Raw genomic sequence first — 24,442 nt, forward strand, 5'->3', positions numbered from 1 at the left:
AACGCCACGCGACATCGAAGCGGCATGCACGCGGCACGCACGCGCCGGCCAGCAACTTCCGGGAATTGCCGGGCGCAGTGCGAGCGGTTCGACGATGCGAAAGAGCGGCGGGCAATCCCGACCGCCCGAGGCAAGCAGACGAAATCCTACATTGCAAGCGTGGGGCGGCGGGGCCGGACTCACTCATCGTCATCCCGGAAGCCGCTTTTCTCCAAATCTTTGATTTGGACAGAAAAGCGAGCTGTCCGGGATCCACCGTGAGGCAGGTATCCAGCGGCGCGGTGGATCCCGGACTGCAAGGCTTTCCAACGTAAAACCTGCGGTTTTCCGGGAAAGCCTAACATCCGGGATGACGTTATGGGCTTATCGGGTAAGGATCCTAACGCAGCCTGGAGGCGCGCAGCCCGGCGGAGCCGTGCGTCAGGCGAACCCGCTCGTTCCTGCGCAACGTGAGATCGACGACCGCGTCCTTCGACCGGACGCGGACTGCCCCGTCGCTGCCGGCGCTCAGCACCGCTTCCTCGAGCAGGCCGGCCGACCAGCTTATGTCGACGCCGACATTGCCGCGCGCGCGCAGCCCGGACGCGCGGCCGCTCGGCCAGAGGCGTGGCAGCGCGGGGAGCAGGTGGATCGTGCCCGAATGGCTCTGCACCAGCATCTGGCCGATCCCGGCCGCGCCGCCGAGATTGCCGTCGATCTGGAACGGCGGGTGGGCGTCGAACATGTTGGGATAGGTGCGGCCCGGCTCGAGCAGCATCTTGAGCACCTTGTACGCGCGCTCGCGCTGGCCGAGCCGCGCCCATAGATTGATCCGCCACGCGAGGCCCCAGCCGGTGGCGTCGTCGCCGCGGATCTCGAGCGAGCGCATCGCCGCCTTCGCGAGCTCGGGGGTCCGCTGCGGCGAGATCTGGTCGCCGGGATAGAGCGCATAGAGATGGCTGACATGGCGGTGGTTGATCTCGGGCGCCTCGACATCCCAGTCATCGAACCATTCCTGCAGCTGGCCGGCCTTGCCGATCCGGTCGGGCGGCAGCTTCGCCAGCGCGGCGGCGATCTCGGCGCGCAATGCCGCGTCCTTGCCGAGCAGCTTCGACGCGGCGATCGTCCGGGCGAACAGGTCGCGCAGCAACTGGCTGTCCATTGCCGGGCCGGCGCAGATCGACACGCCGGGCCGGTGCGAATTCTCGGGCGAGTTGGACGGGTTCATCACCAATTCGCCGGTGCGCGGATGCGGGGTCAGCGCGTCGAGATAGAAAAGGCACGACGACGTCATCAGCGGGTAGAGCCGCGCGAGGAACGCGGGATCCCGCGAATAATCCCAATGGTCCCACAATGTGCTGAGCAGCCACGCGCCGCCCATCGGCCACATGCCGTAGAGTGCCGCCGAATTGACCGTCGCCTGCCGGAACAGATCGGTGTTGTGATAGGTGACCCAGCCGCGGGCGCCCCAATCGTTGCGCGCACTGCGCTGGCCGGTGACCGCAAGATCCTCGGTCATGCGCAGCAAAGGCTCGATCAGTTCGCTGAGATGGGCACTGTCGGCGAGCCAGTAATTCATCTCGGCATTGATGTTGAGCGTCCATTTGGACTCCCATGGCGGGGCGGTGCGCTCGTTCCAGATGCCTTGCAGATTGGCGGGCTGGGTGCCGGGGCGTGACGAACTGATCAGCAGATAGCGGCCATATTGATAATAGAGCGCCGCAAGGGCGGGGTCGTCGAGATCGGCGGAGCGGGCGATGCGCTGGTCGGTCGGCAGCTCGGCCGCGGGGCTGCGCCCGAGATCGATCGACACGCGGCGGAACAGCCGCCGATGCTCGGCCTGATGCGCGGCGAGCAGATCGGGCCAGCTTTTGGCTTTGGCGGCCGCGATGTCGGTCTTTGCGATGGCCGAGGGATCGCCGGCAATATCGTCGAAGCGGCGGAAGCTGGTGGCGGTGCCGACCAGCAAGATCACTTCGTCGGCATCCTCGATGCGGATGCCGTCGCGCCCGAGCGTCTGGCGGCCGCCGGTGCGGCGGACATGGACCCGCGTCTCGAAGCGGATCCCGCCGGGCACGCCATGCTGCGCGGGCCCGACGCCACGCATCACGAGGGTGTCGTCGCCCTCGACAAGGATCTCGGCATCCTGCGGAGTGGACAAAGAGAGGGTGACGTTGACCGAGCCGGCCGGCGCGTCGGTGGTCAGGCGGAGTGCGACGACGCGATCGGCGGCGGAGGCGAATGCCTCGCGCAGATGGGTGACGGTGCGGACCTTGAACCGGGTAGCCGCGATCGCGCCGTCGAGATCGAGCGACCGGCGATAGCTCCGGGCGTTCTCGATGCCGGGGAACAGCAAAAGCAGATCGCCGATCGGTTGGTACGACATCTGGCGCGCGGGCTTTGCGACGAGGACCTCGTCGGCAAGGTCCTGCGCTTCCCTGTAGCGGCCCGCCCAGATCAGCTCGCGCACCCTGGGAAGGCCGGCGCCGGCTTTGGGATTGATGCTGTCATAGGGCGAGCCGGCGAAGAAGCTGTCCTCGTTGAGCTGGATGCGCTCATTGGCGATCCCGCCGAACACCATCGCGCCGAGCCGGCCATTGCCGAGCGGCAGCGCCTGTACCCATTCGGTGGCGGGCGCATCGTACCAGAGCAGATTCGAGTCCTCGGCGGCGGCGGTGGCGCGCGCGGGCAGGGTGCTCGCCAGCGCGACGCCGGTGCCCGCCTTGATCGCTGCGCGGCGCGAGAGACGCGGAGTCATCGGCCGCGGCCGAGCGTGAGCAATATCGCGGTCAATGGCGGGATCGTCATGTTGCGCTCCGGACGTTGCGACCGCTGGGTCAAGGTCGTCGCATCCCGCGCCGAGGCCGAGGGACCGGTCAATATTGTCCGTTTCGGCTCGGGCACGCCAGGCAATTGCACCTGGACCGGTGTGTCGCTTTTGTTGATCACTGCGATCCGCGTCCGGCCGGCGTGGCGCAGCGCGTAATAGCCGAGATAGGGATCGTCGGGCGTCGCACCGGTGTCGAGGAACGTCGCGCCGTCGAGCGCCTGGGCGAACCGGGTGCCGAAATAGAGCGGGCGCCGGGTGAAGCCCTTCGACGGCGTGCCGACGATCGGCGAATAATTGCCGTTGCCGCCGCCGTGCCAGTTCACTCCGATCCAGCCGCGCCGGGCAAAGCGCAGCATCGTGTCCGCCCCCCAGATCGCCGCGGCATGGACGTCGGAGACGCCGATCTTGCCGCCGTCCCAGCAGCTGTTTCCCTCGGCCATGCGATAGGGCAGGCCGGCGGCGCGCACGGCCGCCTGCACGGTCTCGACGCCCGCCAATTTGAGCGTGGTGGTTTTGGGGTCGGGCTCCATCAGCTGGTCGAGCGTCGCGTCGGGCGAGCCGGCCGGGCCCATCGCGTAATAATGGCCGGTCAGCATGATCACGTCGGGATAGCGTGGCGCGGCTTGGGCGAAGGCGGTGAGATAATCGAGCTTGTTCGAGATGTCGGGGCCGGCGAATTTGACCCCGGGCGCGGCGGCGGCGATCGCGCTGTGGAAGCGGTCCCATTCCGCGAGGAAATCCCGCGGTCCCCATGCGGCGGGGCGGAAGCGGTTGCGGAAGGCGTCGGGCTCGTTGCCGATCTGCAGCGCGCGCAGTCGCGGCCCGAGGATGCGCTGGACGTCCGCCGCCTCGCGCGCCGCCTGCTCGGGCGTCGCATGGGCCAGGTTGAGCCCGTACAGGCAGCTCCAGCCGGTGGCGTCGAGGAAGCCGCGCAGGGTGCGCAATGCCGCAGTCGATACGAACATGCCGTGCTTGATCGACTTGTTATGCTCGGGGCCGAAAATCTCGAACGGCAGTGGGCGATCGGTGTCGCCGATATAGTCGGTATGCTCGCCCGAGGACCCGCCGAGGCGCAGATTGCCGGCGGGGGACAGGCCGCGGACCAGCGCGACGAGCTGCTTGTTGTCCGCCGAGAAATAGCCGGGGTTGGAGAGCTGGGCGCGCTCGAAGGAGAGGCCGATAAAATCGCGCGGGATGGTCGCGCCGGTGCGGTTCGGGTCGAAGCCGAGCTGGATTGCCGAGCCGCCGGCGAAGGCGGCGCGCGGCAGGGTGGAGGCGACGCCCGCAGCCGCCATCATCCGGACGAGATCGCGACGCCGCATGCTTCCTCCCTTGTGCTAATTCGTATGATCATCGTATGAATACCCGGCGGCAATGACAACGAGATTAATCGATAGGCATGCCGTCAATCCTGTATTACAGGTTGCGCGAGAGGATGAAAAGCTGAAGTTCGGGACAAGCCCTTTCGCGTTCGGCCTGTGGCTGGGCGGCATGGCGCTGGGTGCGATGCCGGCGTCCGCCCAGCTCGACGGCAATGCGGACGAAGCGCGGGTCGGCACCATTGCGCTGCCGCCGGTGCTGACCCTGGCGAACGGGCGGCCGGCGTCCGATGCGCGCGGCTGGCGCGAGCGGCGCGCCGAGCTGGTGCATCTGTTCGAACAGTGGATCTACGGCGTCGCGCCGGCGCCGCTGCGGCAACAGCGTTATGTGATCGACGAACAGGGACCGGCGTTGGGCGGGCTGGCGGTGCGGCGGCAAGTGACGATCCTGCTCGACGGGCGCCGCGACGGGCCGCAGATGCGGGTGTTGCTCTATCTGCCGGCGCGCGCGACCGGCCGCGTGCCGGTGTTCGTCGGGCCCAATTTCCATGGCAATCAGGCAGTCAATGCCGATCCTGCGATTGCGATCACCCCAGGCTGGGTCACCCCCGCGGCCGGCATCCGCAAGGGCAGCGCCACGATGCAGTCGCGCGGGATCGACGCCGGCGAATGGCCGATCGCGACGATCCTCGCGGCCGGCTATGGCGTCGCGACATATTTCACCGGCGACCTCTATCCCGACGACGAGAGCAAGCGCGGCGACAGCATCCAGCCGTTCTTCCGCACCAATGCTTCCGATCCGGCGCATTGGGGGGCGATCGCGACCTGGGCGTGGGGGCTCAGCCGGGTGTACGACTATCTCGCGACCGATCGCGCGGTCGATGCGCGCCGGGTCATCGTGTTCGGCCATTCGCGCTATGGCAAGGCGGCGCTGTGGGCCGGGGCGCGCGACGAACGCTTCGCGATGGTGATCGCGAATAATTCGGGCGAGGGCGGCGCGGCGCTGTATCGCCGCAATTTCGGCGAGACGATCCGGGTGATGAACACTTACTGGTTCGCGCCGCGGTTCAAGACCTTTGCCGAGCGCGAGCGCGACTTGCCGGTCGACGCGCACGAGCTGATCGCGCTGGTGGCGCCGCGCCCGGTCTATATCGCCAGCGCGAGCGAGGATTGGTGGGCCGATCCCAGGGGCGAATTCCTCGCCGCCAAAGGCGCCGACCCGGTCTATCGCCTGCTCGGCGCGGGCGGGCTCGACAGCGCCGAGATGCCGCCGCCCGACCGCTCGATCCAATCGCGGATCGGCTACCATATCCGCACCGGACCGCATGCGCTGACCGCGTCGGACTGGACGCATTTCCTCGCATTCGCCGACCGCTGGCTCGGTCCCGCGCGCCCATGAACAGGAGTAGAGTGATGCTGAACCGGATCCTCGCGGTCGCGATACTGCTGCTGGCGGTCTGGGCGTCGCCTGCGGCGGCGCAGGGCCGCGCCGAGACGGTGCTCGCCGAGGGCTGGCGCTTCCACAAGGGCGAGGCCGCCGGCGATGCGACCGTAGCGGGGTTCGACGATGCGAATTGGCAGCGCGTCGCGGTGCCGCATACGTGGAACAAGGTCGGCAATTACGACGTCAAGCGTCGCCCCGACGCCGATACGACGCGCGGGGTGGGCTGGTATCGGCTGCGCTTCACTTTGCCGGCGAATGCGGCTGGCAAGCGGGTGCACTTGCAGTTCGACGCGGCGAGCATCGTCGCCGACGTCTGGGTCAACGGCCGCAAGCTCGGCCGCCACGAGGGCGCGTTCAGCCGCTTCCGCCTCGACGCGACCGATGCGGTGCGCCCGGGCGAGAACGTGCTGAGCGTGAAGGTCGACAATTCGAAGCCCGAGCCGGGCAGCACGACCGAATTCGTCGTGCCGATCTCGGGCGATTTCTTCATGTATGGCGGGTTGTATCGCCCGGTGTCGCTGATCGTGACCGGGCAGGCGCATATCGACCTGCTCGATCATGGCGGGCCCGGAATCTATGGCCGGGTCACCAAAATCGACGATGCCGCCGCCACCGTCGCGGTGCTGACCCGGCTGCGCAATTCGGGCCGGGCGGGGGCAGTGACGCTGCGCACCAGCATCGCCGATGGCGACGGCAGGCAGGTCGCGCGCAGCGAGCAGAAGCTGCGCCTCGCCGCGGGCGCGACGGTCGGCCGCGAGACGGTGCTGACCATCGCCAATCCGCGGCGCTGGAACGGGCGCGACGATCCCTATCTCTATCGCACCATGGTCGAGCTGATCGGCCGCGGCGGCGATGTGCTCGACCGGGTCGAGCAGCCGCTCGGATTGCGCACCGTCGCGGTCGATCCGAACAAGGGCTTTATCCTCAACGGCCGCCCGATGCGGCTGAACGGCGTCAATCGGCATCAGGACCGCCAGGAGAAAGGCTGGGCGCTCAGCCAGGCCGATTACGAGCAGGACATGGCGCTGATCGAGGAGCTCGGCGCCAATTCGATCCGGCTGGCGCATTACAATCACGCCACCCCGTTCTTCGATCTCGCCGACCGCAACGGCATGGTGCTGTGGGCCGAGCTCGGGCTGGTCAATCTCGCCTCGATCCCCGGCAAGGCGGATACCCCGCCGGCGATGAAGGCCAGTGCCGAGGCGCAACTGATCGAGCTGATCCGCCAGAATTACAACCATCCCTCGGTCGGGGTGTGGTCGATCGGCAACGAGATCACCAATTGGTCGTCCAAGGGGCTGACCCCGTCGAACGCGCGGCCGCTGATGAACGCGCTCGACGCCCTCGCCAAGCGCGAGGACCCGGCCCGGCCGACGACGATCGCGGCGTGCTGCGAAGTGCTGCCCGGCGACAAGGACGACGGCCGCGACCGCACCGCGGGGACCGCCGACACGGTCGCCTACAACCTCTATTATGGCTGGTACACGTCGGGTCGGGTCCAGGATGCGACGCGGCTCGGCCCGGTGATGCAGGGCTATCACCGCGAGAATCCGACTTTGCCGGTCGGGGTCGGCGAATATGGCGCGGGCGGCGCGATCACCCAGCACACCGACAATGTCCATGGCGGCAAGATCGAGAGCATCTATCGCCCGCAGGCCGAGGAGATCCAGGCGGTGGTCCACGAGCTTTCGTGGAAGGAACTCGCGCCGCTCGATTTCCTGTGGGGCACCTGGGTGTGGCAGATGTTCGACGCGACCAGCGACCTGCGCGAGGAAGGCGACAGCAGCGACATCAACACCAAGGGACTGGTGACCTTCGACCGCAGCGTCAGGAAGGACGCATTCTGGTTCTACAAGGCGGCGTGGAGCAAGGCGCCGGTGCTGTATCTGGCGGGTCGCCGCTATCTCGACCGCGCCTATCCGGTGATCGACGTCCGCGCTTATTCGAACGCGTCCGAGGCGCAATTGAGCGTCAACGGACGGGCGCTGGGCAGCGCGAAATGCGTGGACTTCGTCTGCGTCTGGCCGCGGGTGCGGCTGGCGCCCGGCGAGAATGCGGTGGTGGCGACGGCGGGAGGGCAGACCGACCGGATCGCACTGCGCTATAGCGGTCCCGAGCGCGCGCTCCATGTCCGCACCGGCACGCTCGAGGGTGTCACGCTGGCCGACGGCACGCGCTACGGATCGGACGATTTCTTCGACGGCGGGCTCGGCTTCACGCTCAATCCGTATCAGCGCGAGCTGTATGCGGCGGGGCAGCAGCGCAAGCCGGCCAAGGTGGTCGCGGGCGCGCGCGAGCCGCTTCTGTATGCGAGCTGGCGGGCGGGCAAGGCATTCCGCTACAAGCTGCCGCTGCCCGACGGGCAGTATCGGGTGACGCTGCATCTGTTCGATCCGGTCGAGACCGCGCCGGGCAAGCGGGTGTTCACCGTGACGGCTGGCGGCGGCGCGCCGGTGCGCGTCGATCCGGTGGCGCGGGCGGGGGCTGGGCTGACCGCGACCACGGTCGAGCTGCCGGCGACTGCGAAGGGTGGCGTGTTGACGCTGGATTTCGCGGGGGTGACCGGCGAGGCTCTGGTGTCGGCGATCGATGTGGTGGCGCGGTAGGGTCGCTCAGCTGCTTCGACCTGAATTCCCCTCTCCCCTTGATAGGGGAGAGGATAGCGAAGCTTGCCAGCTTGCTGGCTAGCGCAGCTTGGTGAGGGGTAGAGCGGCGCGCAGCGCCGCGCGGCTGCTGTGCAGCCGCACCCCCTCACCCAGCTCCGACTAAGGCTTTGCTTCGCAAACCCAAGTCTGCGCAACCCTCTCCCCCTTGCAGGGGGCGAGGGAAGGTTAGGGCGAGCCGATTACTCTAGAGCCCCGGATGCTCGGTGAGGCGGAAGATGCGGTCCATCGGGTGCCAGGTGCCGTCGGGTCCGGCTGCCGGGATGGGCTGCTGGAAACGCTGCATCTTGGCGACCCACGCCACCACCGCGGGGTTCGCCGCATCGGCGGCCGCCTTGCGCTCGGCCGAATAGGCGGCGCTCGCGTCGATGATCATGAACAGCCGGTTGTCCGCGCGGTAAATCTCCATATTGTCGATGCCGGCGTCGCGGATCGATTGGGTCACTGCGGGATCGGTGTTGCCGACGCGATGCCAATGCTCGTACTCGGCGATCAGATCCGCATCGTCGACCAGATCGAGCGCGAGGCAGATGCGTGTCATGCGTTGCTCCAGCCGCCGTCGATGACGTTGATCGTCCCCGTCGTGTACGAAGACAGGTCGCTGCCGAGATAGAGCGCGAGCTCGGCGATTTCCTTGCTCGATCCGATCCGGCCCATCGGCTGGCGCGCGACGAATTCGGAACGCGCCTTGTCGGCATCGCCGGTCGCGGCGAGCCGCTCGTCGAGCGACGGCGACTGGACCGTGCCGGGGCAGATCGCGTTGCAGCGGACGCCGTTGCCGACATAGTCCTGCGCCACCGACTTGGTCAGCCCGATCACCGCGGCCTTCGAGGCGCCGTAGACGAAGCGGTTCTGGACCGCGATCACCGATCCGGCGACCGACGACATGTTGACGATCGATCCGCCGCCGCGCGCGATCATGCCCGGCAGGAAGGCGCGGATCATCCGATAGGCCGACTTGACGTTGAGATCGAACGAGAAGTCGAAATCCTTCTCGTCGGTGGTCAGGATCGTGCCGGCATGGACGAAGCCCGCGCAGTTGAACAGGATGTCGACTTCGCCGATCTTCTCGCCGAATGCGGCGATCGCATCGCCGTCGAGCAGGTCGAGGACATGGGTTTCGCAGCCCTCGAGCGTGGCGAGCGCTTCGGCGTTGATGTCGGCGGCGATGACGCGGGCACCTTCGCGCGCGAACAATTCGGCACTGGCGCGGCCGATGCCCTGGGCGGCGGCGGTGATGATGGCGGTCTTGCCTGCGAGGCGCATCTGTCTTTCCTCAAATGGTGGGAATGGGGGTGTCGGCGCGGATCAGTCCGCGGTCCTTGAGATCGCGCCACAATGCCGGCGGAATATGAGTCTCGATCAGCTTCACTGCCTGTGCGACCTGGCGCGGACTGTTCATGCCGGGGATCACCGAGACCACCTGCGGGTGGGCGAGGGGGAGCTGCAACGCCGCCGCGGCGAGCGGCACGCCATGTTCGGCACAGAGATCCTCGATCGCGGCGACCCTCGCGACGATTTCGGGCGGGGCGGGCTGGTAATCGTAATGCAACTCGCCGCCGCCGCGGACGCCCTTGGCGAGGATCCCCGAATTATACGGGCCGCCGAGCACGATCTTGACATGGCGGCGCGCGCACAGCGGCAGGAAGGTTTCGAGCGCGTCCTGCTCGAGCAAGGTGTAGCGCCCGGCGAGCAGGACCAGGTCGATCTCGCCGACCGCGAGCACTTCCTCGCACACCTGCGTCTCGTTGACGCCGAGTCCGATCGCGCCGACCGCGCCGCTATCGCGCAGCTCGCGCATCGCGCGATAGCCGCCCTCGATGAATTCGGCGAAGCGGCGGGGATGGTCGTCGCCATGCGTCATCCGGCCGACGTCATGTGCATAGAGGATGTCGACGCGGTCGCGCCGCAGCCGCGCACGGCTCGCTTCGTACGAGCGCATCACCGCGTCATAGCTGTAATCGAACACGCTCTCGAACGGCTCGGGGGTGACGAACGCCTGGCGCGGGACGGAGAGATCGGTATCGGGCGCGACGGGATCGAGCCGGCGCCCGACCTTGGTCGAGACGATCGCACGCTGATCGGAGTCGAGCTCGGCGAGCGCCTCGCCGAGCCGCTTCTCGCTCAGGCCGAAGCCGTAATGCGGGGCGGTGTCGTAATAGAGCAGGCCGGCGTCCCACGCGCTGCCGATGGTCGCCGCGGCGTCCTGGTCGGGCATCGCGCGATAGAGATTGCCGATCGAGGCGGCGCCGAAGCCGAGCCGCCCCAAGGCTGTGAGATCGACCATGACGTTCCGCTCCGGCTGATTGCGCGTCAGCTAAAGATCATCATACGTCATACGTCAATGGCATAGAAGTGCGTCGCCGCACCTTCGAACAGCCGGGCCAGCGTTTCGGGCGTCGAGGGGCCGATCAGGTCGCGGGTCGCGTGGATCCAGTCGGCATAAGTGTCGCCGGCGTGGCGCAGCACCGGCCAGTCGCTGCCCCACATCAGCCGTTCGCCGAAGCAGGACAGGAGGTGCGCGACATAGGGACGCAACGCCTCGTACGGCTGGCCCTCGGCCTGTTCGGTGCGCAGTCCCGACAGCTTGCACCAGATATTGGGGAGGGCGGCCAGCGCGGCGATCTCGTCGCGCCACGGATCGAGTTCGCTTTTGGCCGCGTGCGGCTTGGCGGCGTGATCGACGACGATCGGAAGCGCGGGCCAGCGCGTGGCGAAGCGGTGGAGCGTAGCCAGATGGCGCGGCTCGATCAGCGCGTCGAAGCGCAGGCCGTGCGCCAGCATCGCCTCGATCGCCGGGTCGAGGCCGGGCTGCAGGATCCATCCGGTATCGGGAATGCCCTGGAGCATCGGCCGCAGGCCGCGGATCTTCGGATGGCGGGCCAGTTCGGCGATGCGGCGCGGCGCATCGGGATGGGCGAGATCGACCCAACCGACGATCGCGCGGATCAGCGGATCGTCGAGCCCGAGCATCCAGTCGGTGTCGCGGTCGTCGGACTGCGACTGGACGAGCACGCCGCCGACAAGGTCGAGGTTCATGGCCTCGGCGCGCAGATCCCCGGGCAGGAAATCGCGATGGATGCGCGGCCATTCGGCATCGGGCCACGCATGGCCGGGTCCGCCGATCCGCCAGAAATGGATATGCGAATCGAGAATGCGCATCACGACCTGCCGGGGTTCGATCAGCCGCGCGGCTTGCGCGCGGCGCGGCGGCGCGCCCAGGACGATTCGATATGGTCGCGCATCGCGCGGCACGCGCGCTCGCCGTCGCCGTCGACGATCGCGGCATAGATCGCCTCGTGCGCGGCATGAGTCTCGCGGACGTGCTCGACGTTGAGCTTGCCGCTATAGCCGTGGTTGCGCAGCGCCTCGGCCTGCACCCCGTCGATCACTGCCTTGCTCAATTTGTCGCCCGACATGCGCATCAGGATGTCGTGAAAGGCGATGTCCTCATGGACATAAGCGGCGGGGTGGGGGATCAATTTCTGGAGCTTGGCCATCTGCTCGCCGAGCTCGGCGATCGTCTCGGGCGTGCGGCGCTCGGCAGCCTTGGCGGCCATCGCGCCTTCGAGCAGCGAACGGATCTCCGAAAGATTGTCGAGATAGGACAGCCCGTCCTCGCGCTTGAACAAAGCCGCGAGAATCATCGGGTCGAGCATGCCCCATGCGCTCGAATCGCGGACGATCGTGCCGCGGCCCTGCTGGGAGACGACGAGCCCCTTTTCGGTGAGCGCCATCGTCGCTTCGCGGATCACGGTACGGCTGACGCCATACATCTCGCCGAGCATGCCTTCGGGGGGCAGCGCGGTGCCCGCCGGATAGGTTTCGGTGACGATCGCATTGACCAGATCCTCGACCACCGCCTCGGCGAGGCGCGGGCGGCGGCGGATGCGCATCGGCTCGGGGACGGGGTGATCGTTCATTGCGGATGCGTCTCGTCGATAAGGGCGTTTCGAATATCGGGCACGTTGCGCGCGAACCACGCGCTTCGTCAACGCCTTGCCAATGAGAAAGATAATACATAATACGTATTCTGGATCGCAGGAACGCGCGGTCGCACGGAGGGGCGTGAATGAAAGTCACCGGCTATCGCAGCCTGGTCACCTCGCACGATTGGGGGCGCCCGGTCGGCGATGCCAACGGCGTCGTCGCTTCCGGCGTCACCGAAGTGCCGATCCTGATCCTCGAAACCGATTCGGGGCTCGAGGGCGTCGGACTGGGCCAGCATGCCGATATCGCCCGGGTATTCTCCGCGGTCGAGGGGCAGGATCCGCGCGCGGTGCCGGCCCTGTACGACAGCATGCTGTCGCACGTGTTCAAGAGCGGCCATGCCGGGCTGACCTATGGCGCGATCGCCGCGATCGACATGGCATTGTGGGATTTGAAGGCGAAGATGGCCGAGGAGCCGCTGTGGCGGACGCTCGGCGCCGCCGACCGCTTCGTTCGCGGCTATGCTTCGGGGCTGTGCTACGGGCTCGACGACGATGCATTCGATGCGCTGTATCTGCGCTGGGCGGAGCGCGGCTTCACTTCGGCCAAGATCAAGGGCGGCAAGCACGTCGCGCGCGACATCGGCCGGCTCAGGCGCGTGCGCGAGATCCTCGCGCGCAACAGCGAGGCGCCGGCGCTGATGCTCGACGTCAACGAGAGCTGGAACCGCAAGCAGGCGATCCGCCATCTCGCCGAGATCGAGGCGGCGGGGATCGACCTGACCTGGATCGAGGAGCCGGTGCGGCGCTGGGACGCCGCGGGCCTCGCCGCGATCAGCCGCGCGGCGCGCTGCGCGGTGGCGACGGGCGAGAATCTGACCGGGCTCGAGCAATTCGCGCCCTTGCTCGATGCCGCCGCGGTCGACGTCGTCCAGGCCGGCAGCGTCTGGGGAATCACCCATTTCCAGCGGGTCGCGATCGCCGCGCATGTCCGCGACCTGCCGGTGTCGCCGGTCGGCTATGACTGCAATCCGATCGCGCATGCCGCGGCGGCGGCGCCGAACATGATCGGCATCGAGGTGCAGGACATGAACTGGCCGCTCGGCCTCTATGTCGATCAGGAGATCGCCGATGGCGGGATCGTGCTCGGCGACCGGCCGGGGCTGGGGATCCTCGTCGACGAGGCGAGGATCGATCGCGAACGCATCGACGGCGGCTGGGCGTCGCGCGAAGGCCCGCACCGTCGTCCGCGCGAGGCGGGGCTGCGGCTGGTTCCCGAAGGCGGACCGGTGCATTGAGCGCGACGATGAGTGCACCGGATTATGTGGCGGGAAGCCAGCGGACCCGGCTGCAGGTCTCGCTGATGGTCAATTTCTTCCTGCTGATGGCGCTGTACAGCGGCGTGCTCGGCGTGCTGCTGCCCAATCAGATCGCCGAGCTCGATCCGGGCAACAAGGCGAACAATCTGGCGCTGCTGTTCGCGATAACATCGATCTTCTCGACCCTCGCGACTCCGATTTCGGGGGCGCTGTCCGACCGGACGCGGAGCCGCTGGGGGCGGCGCACGCCGTGGATCGCGATCGGATCGCTGATCGGCTCGCTGGCATTGTTCGGCGTGTCGCTGATGACGAGCTTCTGGTCGCTGATCGTTTTGTGGGTGATGGCGGCGGTCGCGTACAATTCGATGCAGCCGGCGATGACCACCCTGATCGCCGACCGCTTCGCGCCGGAAGTGCGCGGCGGGATATCGGGGATCGTCGGCGCGGGGATGACCGCGGGGCTGACCGCCGGCACGGTGGTCGCCGGCTATCTGGCGGGCGATGCGATGCTCGCTTACGGGCTGTTCGCCGCGGCGATCGCGGTATCGTGCCTCGCCTTTGTCGGGCTCAATCGCGAGCCGTCGAGCGAAGCCTTGCCGCGGCGGCCGATCGCGTGGGGCGAGTTCCTGCGCGGCTTCTGGATCAGTCCGCGCGAGCATCCGGACTTCGCCTGGGCGTTCCTCAGCCGGTTCACCATTTACATGGGGTATCAGGCGGTCGCGGCGTATCTGCTCTACATCCTGCGCGACTATATCCGGCTGAGCGACGGCGCTTCCAACATCGCGATCGCCAACATGGCGATCGTCACCTTGATCTGCCTCGTCGCATCGTCCTTGCTGTCGGGCTGGTGGTCCGATCGCATCCAACGCCGCAAGCCGTTCGTCATCGCCGGCAGCCTGATCATGGGCTGCGCGATGGTCGCGCCGCTCGCTTTGCCGTCGATGGCGGGGATGTGGGTCTACGCCGCGGTGATCGGCGTCGGCTACGGCATGTTCATGTCGATCGACATCGCGCTGATGACGCAGGTGCTGCCGCAGAGCGCGCTGGGCGACGAGGGGCGCGACCTCGGCGTGCTGACCACCGCGGTGAACATTCCCCAGATCCTCAGCCCGGTGATGGCCGCGGCTTTGCTCGGCGCGACCGGCGGCGACTATCGCGTCATCTTCGGGGCGGCAATCGTCTTCGTGTTCGGCTCGGCTCTGTGCATCCTCCCGATCCGCTCGGTCCGCTAAACATAATACGTATGATCATCATTTGACATGCGGCATATTTTATGATGGACAGGGGAAAATAATCGGAGAGGACATCATGGCGTTTCTGGCCCGTAATCTGCGCGTCGCATTGCTCGCGACTCCCGCATTGGGTGCCTTGTTGTGGAGCGGCGCGGCAGCCGCCCAGACGGCCGATCCGGCCGCACAGACCGCCGCCGAGGCCGCCGATCCCGCGCTCGAGGAAACCGACGAGATCGTCGTCACCGGCATCCGCGCCGCCGAGCGCGCAGCGATCGACATCAAGCGCAATTCGGTCGCAGTGGTCGATTCGATCGTCGCCGAGGATCTCGGCAAGCTTCCCGACGGCAATGTCGCCGAATCGCTCCAGCGCGTCACCGGCGTGACGATCGAGCGCAATCGCGGCGAAGGGCGCTTCGTCACCGTCCGCGGCTTCGGACCCAAGTTCAACGCGGTCACCGTCAACGGCCGCACCCTGGCCACCGACAATAATGGCCGCGAATTCTCGTTCGACGTGCTGCCGTCCGAGATCATTTCGGGCGCCGATGTCTACAAATCGCCGCAGGCCAACATCAACGGCGCGTCGATCGGCGCCACCGTCGACGTCCGCACCTTGCGCCCGCTCGACCAGAAGACCGGGTTCAAGTTCGCGGGCTCCGCGGCGGGAATGTGGTCCGAACTGGCCGATAGCTGGAACCCCGAAGTCTCGGGCGTGGCGAGCTGGAAGAATGATGCCGGCACCTTCGGCGTGGCGATTTCGGGCGTCTATTCGAAGCAGGACAACCGCATCGACGAATTCACCATCGGTGCGGGCCATGTAAAGCGGGGCAGCCTGGCCGCGAACCCGGCCGAGGGGCGCAACGCCAACGAGTATTTCTTCGGCCGTCTCGGCGCCGGGGTCACTCCGTTCACCGGCGTCGATATGCCGTCGAACCTGTCGCCCTTCTTCTTCGAGCGCGAATTGACTCGCTGGGGCGCGAACGCCTCGGTCCAGATGCGGCCGAGCGACAAGTTCACCGTCACGATCGACGGCCTGTATTCGAAGGCGCGCTTCGTCGAGCAGCAGACCGGTCTGGCCTATGACTTTTCGGGCGGCACGGTGGTCGAGCAGGTGGTGACGGGCGGCAGCCTCGTCGGCGGCGTCCAGACCGGCGGTGCGGTCCAGTTCCAGCGCGTGCAGGGTGGCTTCGTCGACCAGATCATCCAGTATGACGATCGCGACGTCACCACCGATCAGTTCGGCATCAATGTCGACTGGCGCCCGACCGACGATCTGCGGATCCGGCTCGACGGGTCGGTTTCGGATGCGCGCCGCCGCGGCAAGGAGAACAATCTGTTCACCACCATCCGGCGGAAGAACATCAATTACAGCTATGATCGTCGCAGCGGCAGTCCGATCTATGATTATACGTTGAGCAGCCCCAATTATGCGGACGCCGCGACCAATCCCCAGGGCGTGACCGCGCATTATTACATCTGGGGCGGCGGCGCGGATATCGACGACGAGATCGAGGAATATCGCAGCGACGTGGAATGGAAGCCGGGCGGTGGGCCTTTCACGCTGAGCGCCGGCGCGATGGCGCAGAGCCGGATCAAGACGATCACTGCGAACGAGACCTCGTTCGGCGAACAATGCGCCTATTGCAATTCGGACCGCGTGCTGCCGGCATCCTTGTTCCAGCCGACCGATCGCAACTTCTTCTCGGGCGGCGGCGGGGATATCCTTCGCGACTGGCTGATCTACGATCCGCTCGCACTGGTGCAAACCGTCGACCAGTTCGCCGCGCAAGACGGCAAGGCGTTCAATCCCGGGGTGTTCTCGCCGGCGGCCTCGTCGGTGGTGAACGAGAAGGTTCGGGTCGGCTATCTGATGGGGTCGCTCGACACCCAGGTCGCCGGCATGCCGCTCGCGATCAATGTCGGCCTGCGCTACGAGAATACCGATTACACCTCGTCGGGCGCATCGCGCACCGTGGTCAGCGCCCGGCCGAACGGCGCGGGCCAGAATATCGTCGTGGTGTCGCCGGTGATCCCGGTCAGCTTCCGCGGCAAATATGACGACTGGCTGCCGTCGCTCAACGCACGGCTTTCGCTGACCGACAATCTCCTGCTGCGCTTCGCCGCCTCGAAGGTGATGACCCGGCCGACGTTGTCCGATCTGTCGCCGCGCCAGTCGATCCAGACCAATCCGGGCAATGAGACGATCAGCCGCGGCAATCCGGATCTCCAGCCGTTCCGCGCGAAGCAGGTCGAGTTCGGCGCCGAATGGTATTTCACCCAAGATTCGCTGCTGAGCGGCGCGGTCTTCTACAAGGACATCGAATCCTTCGTGACATTGGTCACCACCCCGCAGGTGGTCGATCAGGTGAGGTTCCAGGTCACCGTGCCGGACAATGGCAAGGGCGCGACGGTGAAGGGCTTCGAGATCGGCTATCGCCAGTCGTTCGCGTCGTGGCTGCCGGCGCCGTTCGACGGCTTCGGTGTGCAGACCAGCTTCAATTACACCGACTCGAACGCGAACTATACCAACGCGGTCGCCAATGTGTCGTTCGGGCTCGAGGGGCTTTCGAAGACGTCGTACAGCCTTGTCGGCTTTTACGAGAAATACGGCTTCTCGGCGCGCGCGGCCTATACCTATCGCGACAATTTCCTGCAGGTCGCGTCGGGGCGCAACGGCGAGCCCGAATATTTCGATGCCTATGGTCAGCTCGACGTCAGCCTGTCCTACGACGTGGGATCGCACTTCACCGTCTTCGCCGACGCGGTCAATCTGAACAACGCCAAGGAGTTCATCTATTCGGTGAGCGCGGACCGGACCAAGGAGTTCCGCCAGACCGGCAGGCGCGTTTCGGCGGGGGCGCGGGTTCGGTTCTAGACGTGTTAAGCCCCTCCCCTTCAGGGGAGGGGTTGGGGTGGGGCATGTCCGCGGGCTTCGGTCTCAGTGAGACATCCCCCACTCCCAACCCCTCCCCTGAAGGGGAGGGGCTATTTGATCAGCTTCCATAAGTTGTCACATCGCCCAGTGCGACATCGCGGCTGTCGCGGCTGTCGAGCACCGCGTCGCGGCGCATCGGCGAGGCGATGCGATCGACGATCGCACCCTCGACGTTGCGCAACGCGACGACCGGGCGGGCGTCCGGAGCGGCGGTGCGCAGACTGACGTCGCGGATGGTGAGGCGGCGGGCATGGCGGGCGTAGAAGCCGGCAGCGGGCAGGGTGCCGAGATAGCTGACCTCGAGGCTGGTCTCGCGGCGATATTCGGGCACGCGGGCGGCATCCTCGCGCGTGCCGCCGCCGGCAGCAGCGATATCGATGTTGCGGAAGGTCACGTCCTCGACCGGGGAATCGGCAATGCCCTCGACCCCGCAGGGAAAGCGCGGCTGCGCGCCCGATACCGCGACGTCCTCGAAGCGCACGCCGCGAATCCGGCCGACCGGCGTGCCGCGCGGTGCGCGCATCCGCGCGGCATGGTGGACGAATAACGGATGATTGACCGGATCGCGCAGGATGATCCCCGATACCGACACGTCTTCCAGCGTCCCGCCGTCGACGATCCCCATCAGGATTCCGCGGCTATGGGTGCAGATGCAGTCGCTGATCCGGACGTTGCGGAAGCCGCCATTGGTCTCGGTGCCCAATTTGATCCGGCCGAGCGGGCCCAGCTTGTCGGGGGCGGGATAGTCCGATGCGCGGTAGCTGCCGTCGAGCAGCGATCCCATCGCATAGCCGCTGGTCTTGCAGCCCGCGATCAATATGTCTTCGCAGATCACCGCGCGGCCGAGCGCGTAGCTGCTCTTGAGGACGATCGCATCGTCCCTGGGCGCGTTGACCGTGCAATTGACCACCCGCACGTCGCGGCACGCATCGATGTCGATGCCGTCGCGATCGGTGTCGATCACGAGGCCGTCGAGTTGCATATTGGTGCAGCCATGCGCGATCACGCCGAAATGCCCGGCCTGCAGGATAGTGAAGCCGTGGAGGCGGACGTTGCGGCAGTTCATCAGCCCGATCGCCTTGTTGGCGCGGCCGATCGGCGCGCGTTCCTTCGCATCGCGCAGCGCCAGTTCGCGCGGCGTGATGCCGAGCGCGGCGGCGGACTGCCAGCCCGGGCGGGCATGCCAGCGATCGCCCGGACCCTCGCGGTCGAGCCCCAGCCCGTGGAGCATGCCCGGGCCGAGGATCGCGACGTTGGACACCCCGTCGCCGCGGATCAGGCTGTTGTGGACATGGGTGATCCCGAAATCCTGGAACTGCTCCTCCCGGTAATTCTCGGGCGGATCGTATTGCGCGCCGTGGGTGTCGGGATCGGCGGCGACGATCGTCGCGCCCGCCGAGAGCACCAGCGCGATATTGTCGCGCAGCCGCAGGGTGAAGCAGAGATAGCGGCCCGCCGGGATCACGACGGTGCCGCCGCCGCGCTTCGCCGCCGTCTCGATCGCGCGATTGATTGCCGGGCTGTCGATCGTCTTGCCGTCGCCGCGCGCACCGTGGCGGCGGACATCCTCGAACACGCCGGCGGCGACCGCCTGCGCCTGATCGGTCAGCCCGGCGGCGAGCAGCAAGGCGCCGGTGCCGAACAGCGTGGCGCGGCGATCGATCATGGCAGCTGTAAACAATGCGCTCTCCCGCAACAGCGCGCTTGCATGCGCGTCAAACATAAGACATCATACGTATATCGCGAGCGCTGTCCATCGGCGTTCCGCTTCAACGACAAGCATTTGGGAGCAGGATCGATGAACGCTGGCGCCGCTAGATCGCCGATCCGCGCGACCGCGCGAACCGCGATGACGGTGGCGGCATTGCTCGCAGCGACGAGCGCCTTTGCCCAGGCAGTGATCCATGTCGCGCCGAACGGCGACGATCGCGCGCCGGGCAGCAAGGCGCGGCCGGTGCGCTCGCTCGAACGCGCGCAGGCGCTGGCGCGCGCGGCCAATGCGGGCGGCGACGTCACCGTGATCCTCGCCGACGGCAGCTACAGCCTCGAGCGGCCGCTGCGCTTTGGTGCTGCGGACGGAGGGCGGCGCGGCCACCGGGTCGAATGGCGTGCGGCCGACGGCGCGCAGCCGATGCTGTCGGGCGGACTGAACGTCGGCGGCTTCCGCCTTTATGACGAAGAGCGGCGGATCTGGGTCGCCGACGTGCCCAAGGGCGTGGATTCGCGCCAGCTCTGGGTCAACGACCAGCTCGCCGAACGGCCGTGGATCGAGATCAAGGCCACGGATCTCGCCTTCACCGCCACCGGCTTCGACATCGTCAATCCCGACCTCGCTTATGTCGCGGCGATCAAGCGGGCGGACCGGCTCGAGCTCGAGGCGACCGGCTTCTTCACCGATCGCTATTCGCCGGTGCAGTCGATCGCGGGGCGCACGGTGACGATGCAGCAACCGGCATGGGACAATAACAGCTGGGGCTATGACACCATTACCAAACCGATCTTCCCGGCGGATTCGCGGCTGTTCCTCGTCAACGCGCTCGAATTCATCGGCAAGGCCAATGACTGGCACGCCAGGCCCTATCAATGGTTCCTCGATCCGCAGGCCGGCAAGCTCTATCTTCGGATCGCGCAGGACGACGATGTCAGGCGGCTGAAGGTGGTGCTGCCGCGGCTCGATGCATTGGTCTCGATCGCGGGTACGCCGGCGGCCCCGGTCGAGCGGCTGAGCTTCCGGGGCTTGCGCTTCTCCTACACCAGCTGGATGGGGCCTTCGCAGCCGACCGGCTATGCCAACCAGCAGAGCGGCGCCTTTCTGTCCGAAGTCTCGCCGATCCGGCCGCAATCGGCGTGGCAGAGCTGCGGCTGGGGCTGCGTCGAGTTCGAATCGATGCGCCAGCGCTGGAACCAGATGCCCGCCGCCGTCCAGGTCGCCGCGGCGCGCGACGTGACGTTCGAGGGGAACCGCTTCACCCAGCTCGGCCAGATCGGGCTCGGCATCGGCAACGACGCCAACGCCAATCTGAGCGGCGCCGGCCTCGCCACTGCGCGGATCCGGGTGGCACGCAACCATTTCGCGGTGCTTTCCGGCAGCGCGATCATGGCAGGCGGCATCCGCGCCGACGCGCATCATCCCGGCGACGCCGCCTTGGTCAATCGCGATCTCGTCATCGAGGACAATGTGGTCGCGACGGTGAGCCAGGATTACAAGGACAATGCCGCGATCCTGACCACCTATGTCAGCGGCGCGCGGATCGCGCACAACGACGTCAGCGACGCGCCCTATGACGGCATCGCGGTCGGCTGGGGCTGGGGGTATAACGATGCCGGCGGCAACCCGAATTACGACGAGAACCAGAAGGGCTACGTTCACAATATCCGCTACACCACGCCGACGACCTTGCGCGATACCGTGGTGGAGAATAACCGCATCCACGGCGTGAAGACGTGGTTCATGGACGGCGGCGCGATCTACAATCTGTCGGCCAATCCCGGCGCGGTCATCCGCGGCAACCACATCTTCGATATCGACGACAAGATCGCGATCTATCTCGATGAAGGCAGCAAGCATTTCCGGGTGACCGGCAACGTCGTCGAGACGCGCGGCAAATGGCTCAACATCAACACCGCCGGCAAGATGTTCCGCCGGCGGATCTCGACCGACAATCTGGCGACCGGCAATTGGCACAGTTCGTCCACCACCGGCGGGCGCTGGCTGGCCGAGATCGGCAATACCGCGCGCGACAATGTACTGGTGCCCGACCGCGATTGGCCCGCCGAGGCCAAGGCGGTGATCGATAACGCAGGCGTGCGCCGCTGACTCCATTCGCATACCGGCCCCCTCCCCGGTCTTCGGCCGCCGCACCTGAATGGCGCGGCGGCCGATTTTTTCAGGCAGGGCGGCGGTCGGTGTCGAGGCGCAGGAAGAGGTCGGCGCGGGCGGGCATCTCTTCGAGAATCCAGCGCGTCAGCCGCTCGTAATGCGCGATGAAGCGGGCGAGGGTAGGGGCGTCCATCAGGCCCGCCGTGTCGCGGCCCTGCGCTTCGAGGGTTCGGCGCAGCGTGTCTTCCTGTTCGCCGCGCCAGCGCGCGACGATCTCGAAACCGGGCGCGGCGAGGAGGACGAGGCGGTCGATCCGCGCGAACAGATCGGCATAGCTGGTCCGCAGCGCGGCGTTGACCGCGCGCCGCCACACGCCCTCGGGATCGGCGTCGCGCTCGAGCGCATTGACCGGCACTGCCAGGACGCGGTCGTCCTCCGCGCGGGCGCCGACGCACCAGCCTTCGAAGATCAGCAAGTCGAGATTGGCTGGAACCGGCTGCCAACGTGTTTCAGGCTCGGGTTCGTCGCGCGCCTTGTCGAAGCGAGGGAGAACGGTGGCGTGCCCGGCGCGGATCGCGTCGAGCGATGCGATCCCGTACGCCACGTCATGCGTCAGCGGGACGCCGCGGGTCCGTAGCAAGGGGTGGACGTCCCGCGCCAGCGCCGCGCGTGCCTCTCCAGACAGATAGAGATCGTCGAGCGACAGGATCGCAGTGGCGATGCCGCGCGCCGCCATCCGGTCGCGCAGACCCTCCGCCAGCGTCGACTTGCCCGATCCCTGCGCGCCGCAGAGGCCGAGGATCAGCGGCCGGCGCGCGCCCGCGAGCCAGCCGCGAACCGCGGTCTCTACCCGGTCAAGCGACCCGGTCACGCGGCGGCTCGCCCGCGAAAAAGGCGTCGAGATTGTCGGCGACGCGCATCCCCATCGCGATCCGCGTCTCGCGCGTCGCGCTGCCGAGGTGCGGCAGCAGCACCGCATTAGGGCAGGCGAGCAGCGCCGGCGCCACTTGCGGCTCCTGCGCATAGACGTCGAGCCCCGCCGCGGCGATGGTCCCGTTCGACAGGGCGTCGGCGAGAGCGGTTTCGTCGACCAAAGTGCCGCGCGCGGTGTTCACCAGCACCGCGCTTGGGCGCATCGCCGACAGGAAATCGGCATCGACCATGTGGCGCGTCGCCGCGCCGCCGGGGGCGTGGAGCGACACCACATCCGAATCGGCGGCGAGCGCGGCGGGTGTCGCGCGATAGGCTTTAGCCGGCATGTCGTCGGCACGGCTGCGGCTGTGATAGATTATGTGCATCCCGAACGCCCGCGCGCGCTCGGCGGTGGCACGCGCGATGCGGCCATAGCCGATCAGCCCGAGCGTCTTGCCGCCGAGGCTGGTGCCGAGCAGATGCGTCGGCCGCCAGCCGGACCATTTCCCCGCGCGCAATTCGCGCTCGCCTTCGGAGGCGCGCCGAGTGGCCATCAGGATCAGCAGCATCGCGATATCGGCAGTGGCGTCGGTGAGCACGTCGGGGGTGTTGGTGACGATGATCCCGGCGGCGCGCGCGGCGTCGAGGTCGATATGCTCGAAGCCGGCGCCGTAATTGGCGATGATCCGGGCGCGGCGACCATCGACCGCGACGATGTCCGGCGGCAGCCGGTCGGTGACCGTCGGGCACACCGCGTCATGGTCGCGCATCGCCGCGGCCAATGCGGGGGAGTCGAGCGGGACGTCGTCGAGGTTGCGCGTGACATCGTAGCGTTCGGCCAGCCGCTCCTCGACCGGCTGTGGCCAGCGCCGGGTGAGCAGGATGCGGGGACGGCTCACAGCAGCCCGCGCGCGGCGAGATTACGCATCAAGGCCGCCGTGCCGAACGTCCATGGCGCACAGGCGTCGGTCGCGGTCACGCGGTTGACCAGCGCGCCGAGCGGATCGCAGCTGATCCGCACCGTGTCGCCCTTGTGGTGCGTGAAGCCCTTGCCCTCGGCATCGCGATCTTCGGTCGGTGCGAACATGGTGCCGAGATAGAGCACGAGCCCGTCGGGATAGCGATGGTGTTCGTTGATCGCCTGCGCGACGATGTCCGCGGGCGGGCGGCTTATCGCCGACATCGCCGATCGTCCCTGAAGCACGAACCCGTCGGTGCCGGTGACCGTCAGGCCGACCTCCGCCGCCTCGACATCGGCGAGGCCGAAGCGGCGGTCGAACAATCGCACGAACGGCCCGACCGCCGCGGCGGCATTGTTGTCCTTGGCCTTGCCGAGCAGCAGCGCCGATCGCCCCTCGACGTCGCGCAGATTGACGTCGTTGCCGAGCGTCGCGCCGACGATCCGGCCGGTCGAGGCGATTACCAGCACGATCTCGGGCTCGGGGTTGTTCCAGCTGGAGGCGGGGTGGACGCCGATCTCGGCGCCGACGCCGACCGTCGACAGCGGCTGGGCCTTGGTGAAGATCTCCGCGTCGGGCCCGATGCCGACCTCGAGATACTGGCTCCATGCACCGGCCGCGATCAGCGCCCCCTTGAGCGCCATCGCCTCGGGCGAGCCGGGGCGCAGCCGTCGGAGATCGTCGCCGACGAGCGCGCGAACCTGCTCGCGGATGCCGGTCGCGGCGTCGGCATCGCCGCGGGCGCGCTCCTCGATCACGCGTTCGAGCATCGACGTGGCGAAGGTGACCCCCGCTGCTTTCACTGCCTGCAGGTCGATCGGAGAGAGCAGCCATGGGCGGCTGTCGTCACGCGCGCGCGGATCGGTGTTGGCAAGGATTTCGGCAAGCTGCCCGATGTCCTCGCCCGGCGCATCGCGCAGCGCTGCAGCGGGATCGGCGGTTTCGCAGAGATCGCGTACGGTGGCGAAGGCGGCGCTGACATCGGTCAGACGATCGCCATCGACGCGGACCGGCGAGGGGCCGCTACGGTCGGGGCGCCAGACGCGGCCGAGCAGCAGAGCGTCGCGGTCGTCGGGCAATATGTCTTCGGGAAGCAGCGGCATG

At 67.4% G+C, this 24,442-nt stretch carries 17 protein-coding genes; 6 read left to right on the top strand and 11 right to left on the bottom strand.

The window, feature by feature from the left end; translation table 11 throughout:
* Positions 1–379 precede the first annotated feature (379 nt).
* Positions 380–2,737, bottom strand: a complete 2,358-nt coding sequence (locus Q9Q95_RS08465) for a glycoside hydrolase family 95 protein (RefSeq protein WP_306095951.1) — start codon at positions 2,735–2,737, stop codon at positions 380–382.
* On the bottom strand, positions 2,734–4,131 hold the full coding sequence (locus Q9Q95_RS08470; RefSeq protein ID WP_306095952.1) for a hypothetical protein: 1,398 nt from the start codon (positions 4,129–4,131) through the stop codon (positions 2,734–2,736). The genes Q9Q95_RS08465 and Q9Q95_RS08470 overlap by 4 nt, the downstream gene beginning before the upstream one ends.
* 169 nt (positions 4,132–4,300) lie before the next feature.
* On the opposite strand from Q9Q95_RS08470, the gene Q9Q95_RS08475 reads away from it, so the two are divergent.
* Entirely contained in the window at positions 4,301–5,527 is a 1,227-nt protein-coding gene (locus tag Q9Q95_RS08475) for a S9 family peptidase (protein ID WP_306095954.1), read from the top strand.
* Between the two features lie 14 nt (positions 5,528–5,541).
* Complete coding sequence (locus Q9Q95_RS08480; protein ID WP_306095956.1) at positions 5,542–8,178, top strand: glycoside hydrolase family 2 TIM barrel-domain containing protein; 2,637 nt, start codon at positions 5,542–5,544, stop codon at positions 8,176–8,178.
* 244 nt (positions 8,179–8,422) lie between these two features.
* Here the strand turns inward: Q9Q95_RS08480 and Q9Q95_RS08485 are convergent, their stop codons facing one another.
* From Q9Q95_RS08485 to Q9Q95_RS08505, 5 genes are read right to left on the bottom strand one after another with little or no spacing between them, the layout of a single operon-like run.
* Positions 8,423–8,776, bottom strand: coding sequence for an L-rhamnose mutarotase (locus Q9Q95_RS08485; RefSeq protein ID WP_306095958.1), 354 nt, complete (start codon positions 8,774–8,776; stop codon positions 8,423–8,425).
* Positions 8,773–9,501, bottom strand: a complete 729-nt coding sequence (locus Q9Q95_RS08490) for an SDR family oxidoreductase (protein ID WP_306095960.1) — start codon at positions 9,499–9,501, stop codon at positions 8,773–8,775. Before Q9Q95_RS08490 ends, Q9Q95_RS08485 begins: the two co-directional genes overlap by 4 nt.
* A gap of 10 nt (positions 9,502–9,511) precedes the next feature.
* Positions 9,512–10,522 (bottom strand): aldo/keto reductase, encoded by a 1,011-nt coding sequence (locus Q9Q95_RS08495; RefSeq protein ID WP_306095962.1) that lies wholly within the window; start codon positions 10,520–10,522, stop codon positions 9,512–9,514.
* A gap of 47 nt (positions 10,523–10,569) precedes the next feature.
* Entirely contained in the window at positions 10,570–11,397 is an 828-nt protein-coding gene (locus Q9Q95_RS08500) for an amidohydrolase (protein ID WP_306095964.1), read from the bottom strand.
* Between the two features lie 20 nt (positions 11,398–11,417).
* Complete coding sequence (locus Q9Q95_RS08505) at positions 11,418–12,158, bottom strand: FadR/GntR family transcriptional regulator (protein ID WP_306095965.1); 741 nt, start codon at positions 12,156–12,158, stop codon at positions 11,418–11,420.
* 149 nt (positions 12,159–12,307) lie between these two features.
* On the opposite strand from Q9Q95_RS08505, the gene Q9Q95_RS08510 reads away from it, so the two are divergent.
* The 3 genes from Q9Q95_RS08510 (at position 12,308) to Q9Q95_RS08520 (ending at position 17,587) form a co-directional block, all read left to right on the top strand.
* Positions 12,308–13,462, top strand: a complete 1,155-nt coding sequence (locus Q9Q95_RS08510; RefSeq protein ID WP_306095967.1) for a mandelate racemase/muconate lactonizing enzyme family protein — start codon at positions 12,308–12,310, stop codon at positions 13,460–13,462.
* A gap of 8 nt (positions 13,463–13,470) precedes the next feature.
* A complete protein-coding gene (locus tag Q9Q95_RS08515; RefSeq protein ID WP_306095969.1) occupies positions 13,471–14,715 on the top strand; it encodes an MFS transporter in 1,245 nt (414 codons plus the stop codon).
* Between the two features lie 76 nt (positions 14,716–14,791).
* Complete coding sequence (locus Q9Q95_RS08520; RefSeq protein ID WP_306095970.1) at positions 14,792–17,587, top strand: TonB-dependent receptor; 2,796 nt, start codon at positions 14,792–14,794, stop codon at positions 17,585–17,587.
* A 118-nt stretch (positions 17,588–17,705) separates the two neighbouring features.
* Here Q9Q95_RS08520 and Q9Q95_RS08525 read toward each other — a convergent pair whose 3' ends face one another.
* Positions 17,706–19,328, bottom strand: coding sequence for a glycoside hydrolase family 28 protein (locus Q9Q95_RS08525; protein ID WP_306095971.1), 1,623 nt, complete (start codon positions 19,326–19,328; stop codon positions 17,706–17,708).
* A gap of 117 nt (positions 19,329–19,445) precedes the next feature.
* On the opposite strand from Q9Q95_RS08525, the gene Q9Q95_RS08530 reads away from it, so the two are divergent.
* Positions 19,446–21,464, top strand: coding sequence for a right-handed parallel beta-helix repeat-containing protein (locus tag Q9Q95_RS08530; protein WP_306095972.1), 2,019 nt, complete (start codon positions 19,446–19,448; stop codon positions 21,462–21,464).
* A 70-nt stretch (positions 21,465–21,534) separates the two neighbouring features.
* Here Q9Q95_RS08530 and Q9Q95_RS08535 read toward each other — a convergent pair whose 3' ends face one another.
* From Q9Q95_RS08535 to Q9Q95_RS08545, 3 genes are read right to left on the bottom strand one after another with little or no spacing between them, the layout of a single operon-like run.
* The gene (locus Q9Q95_RS08535; RefSeq protein WP_306095973.1) at positions 21,535–22,338 is read right to left on the bottom strand and encodes a kinase; all 804 of its coding nucleotides are present in this window, start codon (positions 22,336–22,338) and stop codon (positions 21,535–21,537) included.
* Entirely contained in the window at positions 22,322–23,278 is a 957-nt protein-coding gene (locus Q9Q95_RS08540; RefSeq protein ID WP_306095974.1) for a D-glycerate dehydrogenase, read from the bottom strand. Before Q9Q95_RS08540 ends, Q9Q95_RS08535 begins: the two co-directional genes overlap by 17 nt.
* Complete coding sequence (locus Q9Q95_RS08545; protein WP_306095975.1) at positions 23,275–24,441, bottom strand: fumarylacetoacetate hydrolase family protein; 1,167 nt, start codon at positions 24,439–24,441, stop codon at positions 23,275–23,277. The genes Q9Q95_RS08540 and Q9Q95_RS08545 overlap by 4 nt, the downstream gene beginning before the upstream one ends.
* Position 24,442 lies beyond the last annotated feature (1 nt).

This window comes from Sphingomonas sp. DG1-23, assembly GCF_030730875.1.
Classification (GTDB): Bacteria; Pseudomonadota; Alphaproteobacteria; order Sphingomonadales; family Sphingomonadaceae; genus Sphingomonas.

Bases quoted from the DNA above. Each gene is read 5' to 3' on its own strand.
- Q9Q95_RS08465 (WP_306095951.1), bottom strand. From the start codon at position 2,737: ATGACTCCGCGTCTCTCGCGCCGCGCAGCGATCAAGGCGGGCACCGGC.
- Q9Q95_RS08470 (WP_306095952.1), bottom strand. From the start codon at position 4,131: ATGCGGCGTCGCGATCTCGTCCGGATGATGGCGGCTGCGGGCGTCGCC.
- Q9Q95_RS08475 (WP_306095954.1), top strand. From the start codon at position 4,301: ATGGCGCTGGGTGCGATGCCGGCGTCCGCCCAGCTCGACGGCAATGCG.
- Q9Q95_RS08480 (WP_306095956.1), top strand. From the start codon at position 5,542: ATGCTGAACCGGATCCTCGCGGTCGCGATACTGCTGCTGGCGGTCTGG.
- Q9Q95_RS08485 (WP_306095958.1), bottom strand. From the start codon at position 8,776: ATGACACGCATCTGCCTCGCGCTCGATCTGGTCGACGATGCGGATCTG.
- Q9Q95_RS08490 (WP_306095960.1), bottom strand. From the start codon at position 9,501: ATGCGCCTCGCAGGCAAGACCGCCATCATCACCGCCGCCGCCCAGGGC.
- Q9Q95_RS08495 (WP_306095962.1), bottom strand. From the start codon at position 10,522: ATGGTCGATCTCACAGCCTTGGGGCGGCTCGGCTTCGGCGCCGCCTCG.
- Q9Q95_RS08500 (WP_306095964.1), bottom strand. From the start codon at position 11,397: ATGCGCATTCTCGATTCGCATATCCATTTCTGGCGGATCGGCGGACCC.
- Q9Q95_RS08505 (WP_306095965.1), bottom strand. From the start codon at position 12,158: ATGAACGATCACCCCGTCCCCGAGCCGATGCGCATCCGCCGCCGCCCG.
- Q9Q95_RS08510 (WP_306095967.1), top strand. From the start codon at position 12,308: ATGAAAGTCACCGGCTATCGCAGCCTGGTCACCTCGCACGATTGGGGG.
- Q9Q95_RS08515 (WP_306095969.1), top strand. From the start codon at position 13,471: ATGAGTGCACCGGATTATGTGGCGGGAAGCCAGCGGACCCGGCTGCAG.
- Q9Q95_RS08520 (WP_306095970.1), top strand. From the start codon at position 14,792: ATGGCGTTTCTGGCCCGTAATCTGCGCGTCGCATTGCTCGCGACTCCC.
- Q9Q95_RS08530 (WP_306095972.1), top strand. From the start codon at position 19,446: ATGAACGCTGGCGCCGCTAGATCGCCGATCCGCGCGACCGCGCGAACC.
- Q9Q95_RS08545 (WP_306095975.1), bottom strand. From the start codon at position 24,441: ATGCCGCTGCTTCCCGAAGACATATTGCCCGACGACCGCGACGCTCTG.